We start from the raw sequence: 14,674 nt of genomic DNA, 5'->3' as shown, positions 1-14,674 counted from the left end.
GTGACCAACACCTTCACCATGGGTAATGTGGACCCGGATGTGGAGGAGAGCTTTGATCCGGATGCTGGAACCAAGAGTGAAATTAAAGTTACCAACAACGGCAGCGTGGAGGCCTATGTCCGCGTGGCGCTGGTCTTTAGCTGGCGGAACGGAGCAGTGGCTGGTCAGTATAACGACGGTGAGCAGCCCGGCGGAGACATCGTAGCCGGTACGCCTATGGAAGGCCAAGACTACGAGATGAGCGAGAATTTGGGTGAAGGTTGGGTCCTGGGCAGCGACGGGTACTACTACTACACGAAGCCCGTGGCTCCGAAGGGGGGCAAAACTGAAACCAGCCTGTGTACCATTACAGTTCTTCCGGGTAGCGAGAAGGCCGCGGAGTACAACCTGGATGTCCAGGTGCTGGCCGACTCCATCCAGGCCGCGCCCGAAACTGCTGTGACCACGATGTGGGGAATTGATAACGACGGTTCGGTTGAAAGGGTCGGAGATAAGGGTGCGCTTGTCATCAAGACTAGTAACTAAAGGAGGTGACCTGCTATGAAAAATCGGAAACTGTACGCCCTGGTGGCGGGCGGTGTGACGGTGGCCCTGCTGGGCGGACTTCTGGCGGTCACCACCTTGGCTGCCGATCCCATCCCCACCGTGACCTTTAACGAGGACACCCGGAAGTTCGAATTCCGCAATGTCAGCAACAACAATACCACAGAGGAAGTGGGTTATCCCAACCTGTTCCAGGCTATGGCCGCGGAGGAAGGCGGCTTGATGCCCGGTGACAACATCACCCAGCCGATCAAAGTCAACACCAGCGGCATGAGCTCCAGCGCCTGGATCGACCTGACCCTGAAGGCCGAAAATGTGCGCCAGGAACTGCTGGATGAAGGCGTTACTCTGAATGTCTACAAGGGTGACGTCAAAGAGGAAAACCTTCTGGCTACCGGCGATCTGGCCAACGGCGTATCGCTGGGCAGCCTGGACCGGGACGATGAACTGAACCTGACTGTGGTGCTGGACATTCCCATTGAGGCCGGCAACGCCATCCAGGGCATCGATGACACCATTGAATGGGTCTTTACGGCGGGCTACCACTCCGGTGGCGGCGGCGGCACCGATCCCGGTGGCGGCGGTGGAACGGATATCCCCGAGCCCTCCACGCCTTTGGGCGACCTGCCGGAGCTGGAGAAGGGCGACCACTTTGCCTACATCGTGGGCCGTGACGACGGTCTGGTCCACCCCGAGGCCGAGATCAACCGCGCCGAGGTGGCCACCATCTTCTTCCGCCTGCTGAAGGAGGAATCCCGGAACTACTACTGGGCCACCACCAACCCCTACACCGATGTGCCTTCCGATGCCTGGTTCAACAAGGCCGTTTCGACCCTGACCAACGCCGGCATCATTTACGGCCGCGGCGCCGGGATCTTTGACCCCAACGCCTCCATCACCCGTGCTGAGTTCGCTGCCATGGCGGTTCGCTTCTTCGGCAGCGGCTACGAGGGCCCCGACATGTTCAGCGACATCGACGGCCACTGGGCTCAGGAGGCCATCAACCAGGCCGCCAACGAGGGCATCATCAGCGGCTATCCTGACGGTACCTTCCGCCCGGATAACAACATCACCCGCGCTGAGGCGATCTCCATCATCAACCGTGTGCTGGATCGCCGCCCCGAGGCGGACCACCTGCTGGACGGCATGACCACCTGGCCGGATAATATGGATACCTCCACTTGGTACTATGAGGATATCCAGGAGGCCACCAACTCCCACAACTTCGACCCCTCTGAGGAGCTGGATGAGAACGGCAACCAGTACGAGATCTGGACCGAACTGCTGCCCATCCGCGACTGGGCCACTCTGGAGCGCGCCTGGACGAACTCCAACGAGTCGGTCAACCCCGGCGACGTCATGTTCATCTCTTCCTCCGACAGCTACGAAGTCAAGAGCTGAGCCTGACCGAGAAAAGCAAAAAAGACGCCCCGTCGAAAGACGGGGCGTCTTTTTGCTGCGTTTTAAGGGATTTGCTCCCGGTCCCAGGTGTAGCCCAGGGCGGCCAGTTCGGTGTCGGTAAAGAAAAGGCCCTCTGAGTGGCTGGGGTCCAGATGGCGATACACGCCATCTTCCAGCGTCACTACGTTCCAGTAGTGAGGTTGACCGTCCAGGGAGCCTTGGACCAGAGAACAGTCCAGCTTGAGCTGCTGGCACAGGAGCTGGAAGGCCATGGCCAGGCCCTCGCTGTCGGCCCGGTTCTCCATCAGGGCGGAGTAGGCGGTGGATGCGCCGGGCGTGCCGGTGGGGAGGACCTCCACCCGCTGCCACAGCAGCGTCTTCAGCGACTGCGCCGCCTCTGTGACCGACTGCCCCACATAGGAGGCGGTGAGCTGCTCGGCCTGCTGCTGGAGCTGGGTGCTTTTGCGGCGGAGGGTCTCCGGCTGATCGGGGTAGGTCAGCAGGATCTCCACGATGCGCTCCGTCCCCGTCTCCGGGTAGAGGGAGATGGTGTACTCCGGCATGCCGAAGGCGGCGGCGGGGGTGTCGTAATAGGCCTGCTGAATGAGCGAGGCGATGTAGTCCTCATCCTCGTTGAAATAGGCGATGTGGAGCACCGACTCCGACGAAAACTGGAGCAGGGCCTCCTGCAGCTCCGCCCGGATGGCGCTGGTACCCGTCACATTCTGGATGGAACGGATCTGCTCCTGGGTGCGGCAGTAGGAGATGGTGATGCTGGCCTCATAGTATTTCACCACTGGTGTGTAGTCGTATTTGATGAAGTCCACCGCGTAGGCGCCGATGGGGGCGTCCAGTGCCACCTCCAGGCAGGCGTTGTTCAGATCGCTCTCCACGTCCCGGGTGTAGTCGATCAGGCGGATCACGCCGCTCTCCGCCCCCTGGTTGACGAAGTAGAGGATGTCGTTCACCAGGTCCTGGTAGGTCTCCGCCTTGAGCACCCCGGAGTCGTCGGCGGTGACCGGGTACTCCGGGTGGTCGGTGACCACCTCATAGGAGCGCTCCAGCATGGCGGAGCAGCCGCTCAGCCCTGCCAGAACCGCCAGCAGCACCGCCGCCGCGCAGATCCGTATCATAGTCCCTCCTATGTCCTTAGAGCCCCAGCTCCTCGCCCACCAGGACCACCTCGGCGTAGCCGATGCCGTTGGGCTTCTTCCAGAGCACGGTGAGCGCCCGGCAGATGCGCTCGGGGCTGTTGCAGTTGTAGCAGCGGTCGCCCTTCTCGGCGCAGGGAGTCTTGCGGTCCAGGCGCTGGGCGTTCTTGGGGGAGGCGATGTTCCGGGCCCGCCAGAGGGCGGCGTCATAGTCCGGGGCGATCTTGTTCACGCCCACGATGAGGTAGAGCTCTTTGTGTCCGAAGATGGTGGAGGCCACCCGGTTGCCGGTGCCGTCGATGTTGATGAGCTCGCCGGTCTCAGCCACGCCGTTGACCGAGGAGAGGTACACCTCGGCCCCGGCAGACTGCTCATGAGTAGCGCCATTCCAGTGGGAGTAGAAGGTATTGTGGGCCGACAGCCGCTCCATCAGACCCAGCTGCTGCACGGTCATGGAGCCGCCCATGCCGATGGTACGCCCGTCCAGCTTGCCGTCCAGATAGTCGGCGGCCTCTTGGGCGGTGGCGAAGTAGGTGGTGTGGAAGCCATTGGCCTCCAGGTTCTTCCGCAGGGCTTCGATGTTGGCCATAACGATTACCTCCTGTAAAATAATATAAAACCGTTACAGATCGTTTTGCTGATAGGAGCGGAATCCGTCGCCCAGCACCTCGTGGGCGTCGCAGACGATGAGGAAGGCCTCCGGGTCGATCTCCTTGACCATCCGGCGCAGGGGGACGATCTGCTTCTGCTTGAAGGCGCACAGGAGCACCTTCTTGGGATCGCCGGACCAGCCGCCCTCGCCGTGGAGGATGGTGATGCCCCGGTCCAGCTCGTCCAGGATGACCTTGGAGATCTCATCGGGCTTGGAGGAGATGATATAGGCCACCTTGGCGCTGTCCAGGCCGTAGAGGACCATGTCCATCACCGCGGTGAAGATATAGAGGGACACCACGCCGTACAGGGCGCTGGAAAGATTGCGGAAGGCCGCGGCCACTGCCACGATGACCGCCAGATCCACCACCATGAGGAGCTTGCCCATGGGGAGCCACGCAAAGCGCAGCTTCAGCAGCCGGGCCAGCAGGTCGGTGCCGCCGGTGGTGGCACCCTGGAGCAGGATGATGCCCAGCGACAGGCCCACCAGGATGCCGCCGAAGATGGTGGCCAGCATGGGGTCCATGGGCTGGAAGGGGACCAGGGCTGCGATGACGTCCACGAACACCGAGGAGATGAACATAGCGTACAGGGAGGAGAGGAGCAGATGTCCGCCCAGCAGCCGCCAACCCAGGAAGAAGAGGGGGATGTTCAGCACGATGACCACCGTGCCGATGGGGGCCCAGGGGAGAACGGCGTTGATGATCTGGGCCAGGCCCGTGATGCCGCCGAAGCCGATGGCGTTGGGGGCATAGCACCAGTCAAAGCCCAGGGCGTAGACCAGTGAGCCCACTGTGATCCAGAAATAGGAAATCAGGAGACGTTTTGCGGTGTTTTTCATAGATTACCTCACAGAGTGCTTAGAGCAACGACAGCTGTTCCTCGCCCCGGTCCTCCTCCCGCAGCAGCATGCCCGCCGCGGGCAGGCTCTTGGCCCGGTAACGGGCGACATTGACGATGGTGGTGCCGGCCAGAGGAGAGACCTTTTCCAGGTGGTATTTGGGCTTGAGGGTCATGACCTGGACGCCCAGGGTGGTGCGGGTGGTCTTGGGCGTCAGGGAGGCGGTGTGGAAGATGAGGCAGCGCCCCTCGCTGGAGAAGAGAGCCAGCTCCTCGTCCTCCTGCAGCAGCAGAGCTGCCGCCAGAGGGGATTTGTCGCTGTACGCGCCGGTCAGGCGCTTGCGGCGGGTCTGGGTCTTGTAGGCCGCCAGCTCCACCCGGGCCACCTTGCCGTTCTCAAAGAAGAAGAACACATGGCCGGAGTAGTCACTGGTGATGCAGGCCCACACCACATTCTCGCCGCTGTCCATGCCCAGTCGGGTGGGGAGGAACTCGCCCAGGACGCTGGCCTTGGTGTCGCCGAAGTCGGAGAGGCGGGTCTTGTAGCACTGCTGCTTGTCGGTAAAGACCAGCAGCTCGTCCCGGTTGCTTCCCTCCCACTGGAGGTAGGGGCCGTCTCCCTCCTTATACTTCTGCTCGCTGGCCATGCGGAGGGACTGGGGGGTGATCTTTTTGAAATAGCCCTCCCGGGACAGGAACACGTGGACCGGATAGTCGGGGACCTCGTCCTCCACCACCACGGCGGAGGGCTCCACAAAGTCGTAGAGGATCTCGGTGCGGCGGGGCACGGCGTACTTCTTCTTCACCGCCTGGAGCTCGGAAATGATGACCTTTTTGAGCCGCTGGGGGCTGTCCACCAGGTCCTTCAGGTCGGCGATCTCCTCGGCCAGGGTGTCGGTCTCCTGGGTGCGGCGGAGGATGTACTCCTTGTTGATGTTGCGCAGCTTGATGTCGGCCACGAACTCGGCCTGAGCCTGGTCGATGCCGAAGCCGATCATCAGGTTGGGCACCACCTCGGCGTCCTCCTCGGTCTCCCGGATGATGCGGATGGCCCGGTCGATGTCCAGCAGGATCTTCTTCAGGCCCTGCAGGAGGTGGTACTTCTCCTCCTTCTTCTTCATGGCGAAGTAGCTGCGCCGGCGCACGCCATCCAGCCGCCAGGCGGTCCACTCCTCCAGGATCTCGCCCACGCCCATCACCCGGGGCATGCCCTGGATGAGGATGTTGAAGTTGCAGGAGTAGGCGTCCTGGAGGGGGGTGGACTTGAAGAGCCGGGCCATGAGCTTGTCCGGATCGGTGCCGCGCTTGAGGTCGATGGTGATCTTGAGGCCGTTCAGGTCGGTCTCATCCCGCATGTCGGCGATTTCCTTGATCTTGCCGGTCTTGATGAGCTCGGAGACCTTGTCCATGATGGCCTCCAGCGTGGTGGAGTAGGGGATCTCCACGATCTCGATGAGATTTTCACTCTTGAGGTAGCGCCACTTGGCCCGCACCTGGACGGAGCCGCGGCCGGTCTGGTAGATCTGCCGCAGCGCGCTCTCATCGTAGAGGAGCTGGCCACCGGTGGGAAAGTCGGGGGCTTTCAGGATCGACAGCAGGTCGGTCTTGGGGTTTTTCAGATAGGCGATGGTGGCGTCGCACACCTCGCCCAGGTTGAAGCCGCACAGGTTGGAGGCCATGCCGACGGCGATGCCCTGGTTGGCGCTCACCAGCACGTTGGGGAAGGTGGTGGGCAGGAGGGCGGGCTCCTTCATCTTGCCGTCGTAGTTGTCTACGAAGTCCACCGCGTCCTGGTCGATGTCCTTAAAAAGTTCGGCGCAGATGGGGTCCAGGCGGACCTCGGTGTACCGGCTGGCCGCCCAGGCCATGTCCCGGGAGTAGACCTTGCCGAAGTTGCCCTTGGAGTCCACCAGGGGGTGTAGGAGGGCCCCGTAGCCCCGGGAGAGACGCACCATGGTGTCGTAGATGGCGGCGTCGCCGTGGGGGTTCAGCTTCATGGTCTGGCCCACCACGTTGGCGCTCTTGGTCCGTGCGCCGCCCAGCAGCTTCATCTGGTACATGGTGTAGAGGAGCTTGCGGTGGGAGGGCTTGAAGCCGTCGATCTCCGGGATGGCCCGGGAGACGATGACGCTCATGGCGTAGGGCATGTAGTTGAGCTCCAGGGTCTCGGTGATGGGCTGCTCCAGCACCTCGGGCCGCAGGCCCATTACATTGGGGTTGTTGACACGTTTTGCCCCGGTCTCCGGGGCTTTTTTCTTAGCCATGGGATTCCATCCTTTTCCGAGGATTGTTCAGACGAGCGGGGCTTTACGAGATGTCCGCCAGCTCCAGATATTTATAGCCGTTGTCGGCGATGTGGTCCTTGCGGCCCTGGAGGTTGTCCCCCAGCAGCAGGTCAAAGACGGCGGCAGTGCGCTCCACGTCCTCCGGCATGACCTTGATGAGGCGGCGGGTCTCCGGGTTCATGGTGGTCAGCCACATCATGTCCGGCTCGTTCTCGCCCAGACCTTTGGAGCGCTGGATGTCGCACTTCTTGCCGGCGAGCTCCTGCACAATGTCCTGCTTCTCCTTGTCGGAGTAGGCAAACCAGGTCTTTTCCTTATAGGTGATCTCGTAGAGGGGGGACTCGGCGATATAGACGTATCCCCGCTGGATGAGGGTGGGGGTCAGGCGGTAGAGCATGGTGAGGATCAGCGTCCGGATCTGGAAGCCGTCCACGTCGGCATCGGTACAGATGATGATCTTGTTCCACCGGAGGTTCATCAGGTCGAAGGCGGCGGTGTCCTTGGCGTGCTTGTCCTGCACCTCACAGCCGCAGCCCAGCACCTTCAGAAGGTCCATGATGATCTCGCTCTTGAAGATCTTGGCGTAGTCGGCCTTCAGGCAGTTCAGGATCTTGCCGCGCACCGGCATGATGCCCTGGAACTCCGCGTCGCGGCTCTGCTTCACCGCGCCCAGGGCGGAGTCGCCCTCCACGATGTACAGCTCCCGCCGCTCGGTGTCCTTGGTGCGGCAGTCCACGAACTTCTGCACCCGGTTGGCGATGTCCACGCTGCCGGAGAGCTTCTTCTTGATGTTCAGACGGGCCTTCTCGGCGTTCTCCCGGGCGCGCTTGTTCACCAGCACCTGCTCGGCGATCTTCTCGGCATCGAAGGGGTTCTCGATGAAGTAGACCTCCAGCTGGGCCTTCAGGAACTCCGCCATGGCGTCCTGGACGAACTTGTTGTTGATGGCCTTCTTGGTCTGGTTTTCGTAGGAGGTCTGGGTGGAGAAGTTGTTGCTCACCAGCACCAGGCAATCCTCGATGTCGGCCCAGGTGATCTTGCTCTCGTTCTTCTGGTACTTGCCCTGCTGGCGCAGGTAGGCGTCGATACCCGAGACGAAGGCGCTCTTTACCGCCTTCTCCGGGGAGCCGCCGTGCTCCAGCCAGGAGGAGTTGTGGTAGTGCTCCACCACCTGCACCGTGTTGGAGAAGCAGAAGGAGACGCTGAGCTTCACCTTATACTCCGGCTTGTCTTCCCGGTCCCGGCCCTTGCGCTCGGTCTGCCAGAACACCGGCTGGGTGAGGGAGGTCTCCCCCACCAGCTCCTTCACATAGTCGATGATGCCGTTTTCGTACTTGAAGTCGGTGGTCTCAAAGCGGTTGACGCCGATCTGGTTGCGGAAGCGGAAGGTCACCCCCGCGTTCACCACGGCCTGGCGCTTCAGGACGTCCAGGTAGTACTCCACCGGGATGTTGATGTCGGTAAACACCTCCAGGTCGGGGAGCCACCGGAAGCAGGAGCCGGTCTTTTTCCGGTCGGTGGGCTCTTTGGTCAGCCCGCCGATGTTCTCGCCCTTCTCAAAGTGGAGGGTGTAGCGGAAGCCGTCCCGGTGGATGACGGCGTCGAAATAGGCACTGGCGTACTGGGTGGCGCAGGAGCCCAGGCCGTTGAGGCCCAGGGAGTACTCGTAGTTGTCCCCCTCGCCGTTGCCGTACTTGCCGCCGGCGTAGAGCTCGCAGAATACCAGCTCCCAGTTGTACTTCTGCTCCCGTTCGTTCCAGTCCACCGGGCAGCCCCGGCCGAAGTCCTCCACCTCGATGGAGTGGTCGGCGTAGCGGGTGACGGTGATGAGGGAGCCGTGGCCCTCCCGGGCCTCGTCGATGGCGTTGGACAGGATCTCAAAAACGGCGTGTTCACAGCCGTCCAGCCCGTCGGAGCCGAAAATAACACCGGGCCGCTTGCGTACCCGGTCGGCGCCCTTCAGGGCGGAAATGGATTCGTTGCCGTAGCCTCTTGGGGTGCTTTTTGCCATGGGTCGTTCCTCACTCCAATTCCTTTGCGATACATACCTTTACAGAATAATCATACCCCAAACCCCGGAGAGGTGTCAAGAAAAGCCGGATACCACGAAGGCCGCCGGAGCGTGGGCTCCGGCGGCCTTCCAGGGCCACACCCCTCCTGTCCCCTTCGGAGCGGGTGCGCCCCGTCGGAAAAGGAGATGGTCTGAGAGGACGTTGCCCTCCCGTTGTGCCCGATGCTAGTATGGCTCCGCCGCCGGGGGAGATACCAGGGAAAAACTGGTATAAAAACGGGCATAACCGGCCAAACTGCACATACACTCACACCAGAGACACGGGAAAGGAGCGGCTATGGCAAAACGGGAGCGACACAATGAGGAGCGGCAGACCCTGCTGGAGGGACTGGAGCGGACCCGCAGCGCCATTGCACGGGCGTATGCCGGCTTCAACGGCGCGGCGGACCCGGAGCTCATCGAGTCCTACGTCTATGAGATCAACGCCCTCCAGGCCCGCTACGGCTATCTGCTGCGGCAGGTGAAGGCCCTGGAGAGCGGTGAGGTCCCGCCCCGGCGGGAGGGGGCGGCCTACCGGCCCGCGTGGCCGCGCCTGCTCACCCCCGCCGGGAGCGGAGGCGAAGGGAAGGAGGCCGCTGGATGGAGTGGCTGGTGGAACATCTCTCTCTGGTGATGGCGGGGCTCATCCTCCTCATCGCCCTGCTGGCGCTGCGCCGCACGGTGGGAAGGCTCTTCCGCCTGGGGCTGCGCACCGGCGCGGGCCTGGGGGTGCTGGCCCTGCTGAGCCAGACGGGAGGAGCGCTGGGCATCCACCTGGGGGTGAACCTGGCCAACGCCCTGGTGCTGGGCGTGCTGGGGGTCCCTGGTTTCGGATTGCTACTGCTGCTCAACTGGGCCCTGGCCGGGCCGTAGGAAGGAATACGCCCGGACCCGCGGTACGCGGGTCCGGGCGTTGTTCTGTTTTAACGGGGGGAGAGGGCGGTCAGGGCCTCCAGGCTCTCCAGCACGGAGATCACCCGCTCCTCCGGCACGAGGGAGGAGGGCTGATTCAGCCGGATGCAGGAGAGGAAGTGCCCCAGCTCCGCGGCGAAGGGGTCCGGGACGGGGAAGCCGTGCAGCGCGTGGGGCGGGGCGAAGCTGGGGTATGCGGTGGCCTTTGTCCCGTCAAAGACCACCAGGGCGTCCCGGAAGCATACCCGCCACCGGGCGGAGAAGGGGAGCGCGGTGTGGAGCCACCCGGCCTCCGCCCCCACGGACACCTCGCCGCAGCGGTACTCCATCCGGCACAGGGAGAGGGAGTCATCCCCGGCGGAGGTAAAGGACCGGGGCACGGCGGGGCCGAAGAGGCTCACCGCCAGGTCCAGATCGTGGATGTGCAGGTCAAAGGGCACCAGGCCGCTGCGCTCCTTGTGGAAAAACCACCCCTCCCGGGACCAGCCGGGCCGGGGCCCCAGGCGCTGGAAAAAGGCGTCCAGGGCGGGACCATAGGGGAGCTCCTCCAGAAGCTGGCGCAGCAGGAAACCGTCCTCGGAGAACTGGGCCACCTGGGCCACCAGCAGCTGCCGGTTCTGCCGCCGGGCGGCGGCGAACATGGACCGGGCCAGATCCGCGGTGAGGGCACAGGGCTTCTCCACGATGACGTGGCAGCCCAGCTCCAGAGCGCGGATGGCCTGGGCGGGGTGGAGGTCGGTGGGGGTGCAGAGGTCCACCACATCGGGGGCGGCGCTCTCCACCAGCTCCTCCAGCGAGCCAAAGACCGGCACGCCCAGCCCCTCCCACCGGGCCCGTCCCTGGGAGGAGGCGGCCAGCGCCCCCACCACCTGCACGTCAGAGAGGCGCTGATAAGTCCGGAAATGGGTCATGCCCATCTCCCCGCTGCCCGCCAGGGCCACCCGCACCAGGGAGATCATGCCTTCTTCTCCAGCCCGGCCAGGATCTCCTCCAGGGTGTCCTCCACGTTGGAGCAGTGGCGGGGGAAGCGGCCCTTGAGGTAGTCGTCGCTCCCCTCCATCATGTAGGGGATGCCGACGGCCTCCAGCATGGGCACATCGTTGTAGTGATCACCGAAGGCCACCACCTCGTCGGGGGTGAGGCCCAGGGCGGCGCAGATGCCCCGGATGCCGTCGCCCTTGTCGGCGGACATGAAGTCCAGCCAGCCGGGGCCGGCCAGGGTCATGCGGAACTGCTCCGCCCAGCGGGGGCCCAGAAGGTCGGCGTCGGGCTCGGCGCCGCTGTGGCGGTAGAGGGAGACCTTCAGGATCTCCTCCGGCACGTCCTCCGGCCGGTCCACCAGGGCGGTGGCATTGCCGGTGACGGCCACCAGCTGCTCCCGGAAGGGGGCGTCGGCGGTCATGAGGTAGCTGGTGTTGGCCCCCGAGATGACGATGTGGGCCCCCTCGGGGAGCGCCAGGATGTCGTGGCACAGCGCCAGGGCCTTCTCCTGTTCCATGACGGTCTTGGAGAGGACGGGGGCGTCCTCCTCGGTGCCCGCGCCGTAGAGGATGGCGCCGTTTTCACACAGGAAGGCGATTTCGTTGGCGATGGGGGCGAAGAGGCGGCGCAGGCTGTGGAACTGCCGCCCGGAGGCGGGGCAGAAGAGCACGCCCTGCTCCCGCAGGCGATGGATGAGGGGGAAGAGCCGGGGATCCAGCTCGGTCCGCCCGTAGGGCATCAGGGTGCCGTCGATATCACTGGCGATGAGTTTGATCAAGGGAAGGTTCCTCCTTTGGGATGGGGTAGCGATTTATTTCTCCCGGGCGTCGCGGATCAGCTTGAAGATCTGGATCAGCAGGGTGGGGATGACCGCCAGGCCCACGATCTGGGCGATGTGGACGCCGTCCAGGGCCACCGCCTCAAAGAGGGTGTTGAGCCCGGGCACGAAGAGCACCGCGGCCAGCAGCAGCACGCCGCCGCCGAAGGCGGCCAGGGAGAAGGGGTTGGACTGGAAGCCCAGGTGGAACACCGACTCATGGCCCCGGCAGTTGAAGCCGTGGAAGAGACGGGCCAGGGTCAGGGTGGCAAAGGCCATGGTGGAGGCGGCCGCCGCGCCGCCGTAGCTCAGGCCCAGGTAGAAGGCGGCCATGACGGGGATGGCGATCAGGAGGCCCTGACCGAAGATGCGGCCCAGCAGGGACCGGTCCAGAATGGGGGCCTTGGGGTCGCGGGGCTTCTGCTTCAGAAGGCCCTTGCGGGCGGGCTCCATGCCGATGGCGATGGCGGGCAGGGAGTCGGTGAGCAGGTTGATGAACAGCAGGTGGACCGGCGCAAAGGGCACGCTCAGTCCGGCCAGAGAGGCGTACACCACGCAGAGGATGGCGGCCATATTGCCGGAGAGCAGGAACTGGATGGCGTTCTTGATGTTGGCGTACACGTTGCGGCCGTTGACCACCGCCCGGACGATGGTGGCGAAGTTGTCGTCCGCCAGGATCATGGAGGCGGCGTCCTTGGACACCTCGGTGCCGGTGATGCCCATGGCCACGCCGATGTCGGCCTTCTTGAGGGCGGGGGCGTCGTTGACGCCGTCGCCGGTCATGGACACGATGTTGCCCCGGCGCTGCCAGGCGTTGACGATGCGGATCTTGTGCTCGGGGGACACGCGGGCGTAGACGGAAACCTTGGGCAGGATCTCGTCCAGCTGGTCATCGCTCATGGCGTCCAGCTCCACGCCGGACAGGGCCATGTCGCCCTCCCGGAAAATGCCGATCTGACGGGCGATGGCGGAGGCGGTCACCTTGTGGTCGCCGGTGATCATGATGGTGCGGATGCCGCCGCTCTTGGCGTCGGCCACGGCCTGGATGGACTCGGGGCGGGGCGGGTCGATCATGGACACCAGGCCCACGAAGGTGTAGTCCTGCTCGTCGTCCAGGGTCAGGTCCCGGACGCTGTCCAGGGTGCGCTGGGCAAAGGCCAGGACCCGCAGACCCTCGTTGGAGAGCTGCTCGTTGACCGCCATGATCTCCTTCCGGCGCGCGTCGGTCATCTCAACGGTGCCTTCGGAGGTGAGCAGGCGGGTGGAGCGGGCCAGCAGGGTGTCGATGGCGCCCTTGGTCAGCAGGGTGGGCACGCCGTCCAGCATGTGGAGGGTGCTCATGAGCTTGCGGTCGGAGTCAAAGGCCAGCTCCCGCAGGCGGGGGTGGTACTGGCGGTACAGCCCCTCTTCCACGTCGAAGTGCTTGCCCAGCTGGACCAGGGCAACCTCGGTGGGGTCGCCGATGGAGGCGCCGGTGCTGGGGTCAAAGGTGGCGTCGCTGGCCAGAATGCCGATCTTGAGGAGCAGCCGCTGGGGATCGTTGGCCAGCTCCAGGTCCACGCCATCCAGGAGCTTGCCGTCGGCGTAGATCTTCTGCACGGTCATGCGGTTCTGGGTCAGGGTGCCGGTTTTATCCGAGCAGATGACCGACACGGCGCCCAGGCTCTCCACGGCTTTCAGGTCCTTCATGATGGCGTTCTGCTTGGCCATCTTCTGGGTGCCCATGGCCAGCACGATGGTGACGATGGAGGAGAGGGCCTCGGGAATGGCGGCCACGGCCAGGGCCACGGCGAACATCAGGGAGTCCAGAATGGTCATGTGGCTGCGGAAGATGGAGAGGACGAACACCACAGCGCAGATGGCCATGATGACCATGGCCAGCTTGCCGGAGAAGTCGTCCAGGCTCTTCTGCAGGGGGGTCTTGCGCTGCTGGGTCTGGTTCATCAGCGCGGCGATCTTGCCCAGCTCGGTGTCCATGCCGGTGGCAGTGACCAGCACCGTGGCCCGGCCATAGGTCACCAGGGAGCCGGAAAAGACCATGTTCTTCTGGTCGCCCAGGGCCACCTGGTCGCTGTTGATGGTGCCGGCGGTCTTTTCCACGCCCTCACTCTCGCCAGTGAGGGAGCTCTCATTCACTTTCAGGGAGAAGTTCTCCAGGATACGGCCGTCGGCCACCACCATGTCGCCGGCGTCCAGCAGCACGATGTCGCCGGGGACCACCTCGGCCGAGGGGATCTCCACCCGGACGCCGCCCCGCAGCACCTTGGCGGTGGGGGAGGACATGGCTTTCAGACTTTCCAGGGATTTTTCTGCCTTCAAGTACTGCACCGTGCCCAGCACGGCGTTGAGGATCAGCACCGCGAAGATGACGATGGTGCTCTCCACATTCTCCGACACGGCGGAGATGAGGGCGGCGATGACCAGGATCACCACCAGCAGGTCCTTGAACTGCTCGGCGAACACCATGGCCACCGATTTCTTCTTGCCTTCGCTGAGCTTGTTGGGGCCGTAGGTCTCCGTCCGCTTGGCGGCCTCCTGGGGGGACAGGCCGGACCGGGAGGCATGCTGGGCTTCCAGCGCCTGGTCCGGCGTGCGGTTGAAGTAGGGCTCTGACATGAATCTGCACATCCTTTTCCACATTTTTGAGGGGATTTGGGCTTGGCAGCCGGAGGATCAAAATAAAAAAGACCCTCCAGCGGCTGCATAGGTGGCAACCGCTGAAAAGTCTTGTTACCGAAAACAGGGCTCGGCGTATGCCGCCAGGTCCGCCGCAAGCGAACCGTGATTGTTGGCGGCATCCCCGGACCGGAAGGCCCGGAACTACTCCCTTTTCAACGCACCGCTACTATATCATACCCGTTCCGGGAAGTCAACCGGCATTTTCCATAACAGAGCGCCATCGGGGCCTTAAACTGCCCAAAAGTAAAAAACTGTCCGGTACTGTTCATAATTTTTTAAAGAAAGAGGTGTATAACATATGATAAAATAGACGCACAAATAGACCAGAGGCATGTATATGCAGGATATAATCAGAAGAGGTGGA

General features: G+C 63.5%; 12 protein-coding genes. 4 read left to right on the top strand and 8 right to left on the bottom strand.

Going from position 1 to position 14,674, the window contains the following annotated elements:
• Both B5G43_RS17375 and B5G43_RS12480 read left to right on the top strand, forming a co-directional pair.
• Positions 1-525 (top strand): hypothetical protein (locus B5G43_RS17375; RefSeq protein WP_206405028.1); only part of this gene is annotated, 525 nt, incomplete at its 5' end.
• 15 nt (positions 526-540) lie between these two features.
• Positions 541-1,944 carry an S-layer homology domain-containing protein gene (locus tag B5G43_RS12480; RefSeq protein WP_087261887.1) on the top strand — a complete coding sequence of 468 codons (1,404 nt, stop codon included), beginning with the start codon at positions 541-543 and terminating at the stop codon, positions 1,942-1,944.
• 62 nt (positions 1,945-2,006) lie between these two features.
• Here the strand turns inward: B5G43_RS12480 and B5G43_RS12475 are convergent, their stop codons facing one another.
• The 5 genes from B5G43_RS12475 to B5G43_RS12455 are packed head-to-tail and all read right to left on the bottom strand — an operon-like array spanning position 2,007 to position 8,882.
• Entirely contained in the window at positions 2,007-3,077 is a 1,071-nt protein-coding gene (locus tag B5G43_RS12475; RefSeq protein ID WP_087261886.1) for a hypothetical protein, read from the bottom strand.
• A gap of 16 nt (positions 3,078-3,093) precedes the next feature.
• Positions 3,094-3,684 (bottom strand): lactate utilization protein, encoded by a 591-nt coding sequence (locus B5G43_RS12470; protein ID WP_087261884.1) that lies wholly within the window; start codon positions 3,682-3,684, stop codon positions 3,094-3,096.
• A gap of 33 nt (positions 3,685-3,717) precedes the next feature.
• Positions 3,718-4,587 (bottom strand): YitT family protein, encoded by an 870-nt coding sequence (locus B5G43_RS12465; RefSeq protein WP_087261882.1) that lies wholly within the window; start codon positions 4,585-4,587, stop codon positions 3,718-3,720.
• 19 nt (positions 4,588-4,606) lie between these two features.
• The gene (locus B5G43_RS12460) at positions 4,607-6,850 is read right to left on the bottom strand and encodes a DNA topoisomerase (ATP-hydrolyzing) subunit A (protein ID WP_087261880.1); all 2,244 of its coding nucleotides are present in this window, start codon (positions 6,848-6,850) and stop codon (positions 4,607-4,609) included.
• Positions 6,851-6,893: 43 nt separating this feature from the next.
• On the bottom strand, positions 6,894-8,882 hold the full coding sequence (locus B5G43_RS12455; RefSeq protein ID WP_087261878.1) for a toprim domain-containing protein: 1,989 nt from the start codon (positions 8,880-8,882) through the stop codon (positions 6,894-6,896).
• A gap of 337 nt (positions 8,883-9,219) precedes the next feature.
• On the opposite strand from B5G43_RS12455, the gene B5G43_RS12450 reads away from it, so the two are divergent.
• Together B5G43_RS12450 and B5G43_RS12445 are read left to right on the top strand one after the other, a co-directional pair.
• Positions 9,220-9,555: a YaaL family protein gene (locus tag B5G43_RS12450; protein WP_087261876.1), complete on the top strand. Its 336-nt coding sequence runs from the start codon at positions 9,220-9,222 to the stop codon at positions 9,553-9,555.
• Positions 9,522-9,794 carry a pro-sigmaK processing inhibitor BofA family protein gene (locus B5G43_RS12445; RefSeq protein WP_087261874.1) on the top strand — a complete coding sequence of 91 codons (273 nt, stop codon included), beginning with the start codon at positions 9,522-9,524 and terminating at the stop codon, positions 9,792-9,794. The genes B5G43_RS12450 and B5G43_RS12445 overlap by 34 nt, the downstream gene beginning before the upstream one ends.
• A 50-nt stretch (positions 9,795-9,844) precedes the next feature.
• Here B5G43_RS12445 and B5G43_RS12440 read toward each other — a convergent pair whose 3' ends face one another.
• Genes B5G43_RS12440 through B5G43_RS12430 form a run of 3 tightly spaced genes read right to left on the bottom strand, consistent with a single transcriptional unit; the run spans position 9,845 to position 14,247 of the window.
• A complete protein-coding gene (locus tag B5G43_RS12440) occupies positions 9,845-10,792 on the bottom strand; it encodes a Gfo/Idh/MocA family oxidoreductase (protein WP_087261872.1) in 948 nt (315 codons plus the stop codon).
• Positions 10,789-11,592: an HAD family hydrolase gene (locus B5G43_RS12435; RefSeq protein ID WP_087261870.1), complete on the bottom strand. Its 804-nt coding sequence runs from the start codon at positions 11,590-11,592 to the stop codon at positions 10,789-10,791. The genes B5G43_RS12440 and B5G43_RS12435 overlap by 4 nt, the downstream gene beginning before the upstream one ends.
• A gap of 33 nt (positions 11,593-11,625) precedes the next feature.
• The gene (locus B5G43_RS12430; RefSeq protein ID WP_087261868.1) at positions 11,626-14,247 is read right to left on the bottom strand and encodes a cation-translocating P-type ATPase; all 2,622 of its coding nucleotides are present in this window, start codon (positions 14,245-14,247) and stop codon (positions 11,626-11,628) included.
• Between the last annotated feature and the right edge of the window lie 427 nt (positions 14,248-14,674).

This window comes from Flavonifractor sp. An92 (assembly GCF_002159175.1).
GTDB lineage: Bacteria > Bacillota > Clostridia > Oscillospirales > Oscillospiraceae > Pseudoflavonifractor_A.
The sequence above is the reverse complement of the archived record's forward strand: the minus strand, read 5'-3'. Positions and strand labels throughout refer to the sequence as shown.

Bases quoted from the DNA above. Each gene is read 5' to 3' on its own strand.
- B5G43_RS12450 (WP_087261876.1), top strand. From the start codon at position 9,220: ATGGCAAAACGGGAGCGACACAATGAGGAGCGGCAGACCCTGCTGGAG.
- B5G43_RS12460 (WP_087261880.1), bottom strand. From the start codon at position 6,850: ATGGCTAAGAAAAAAGCCCCGGAGACCGGGGCAAAACGTGTCAACAAC.
- B5G43_RS12440 (WP_087261872.1), bottom strand. From the start codon at position 10,792: ATGATCTCCCTGGTGCGGGTGGCCCTGGCGGGCAGCGGGGAGATGGGC.
- B5G43_RS12475 (WP_087261886.1), bottom strand. From the start codon at position 3,077: ATGATACGGATCTGCGCGGCGGCGGTGCTGCTGGCGGTTCTGGCAGGG.
- B5G43_RS12470 (WP_087261884.1), bottom strand. From the start codon at position 3,684: ATGGCCAACATCGAAGCCCTGCGGAAGAACCTGGAGGCCAATGGCTTC.
- B5G43_RS12455 (WP_087261878.1), bottom strand. From the start codon at position 8,882: ATGGCAAAAAGCACCCCAAGAGGCTACGGCAACGAATCCATTTCCGCC.
- B5G43_RS12465 (WP_087261882.1), bottom strand. From the start codon at position 4,587: ATGAAAAACACCGCAAAACGTCTCCTGATTTCCTATTTCTGGATCACA.
- B5G43_RS12445 (WP_087261874.1), top strand. From the start codon at position 9,522: ATGGAGTGGCTGGTGGAACATCTCTCTCTGGTGATGGCGGGGCTCATC.
- B5G43_RS12480 (WP_087261887.1), top strand. From the start codon at position 541: ATGAAAAATCGGAAACTGTACGCCCTGGTGGCGGGCGGTGTGACGGTG.
- B5G43_RS12430 (WP_087261868.1), bottom strand. From the start codon at position 14,247: ATGTCAGAGCCCTACTTCAACCGCACGCCGGACCAGGCGCTGGAAGCC.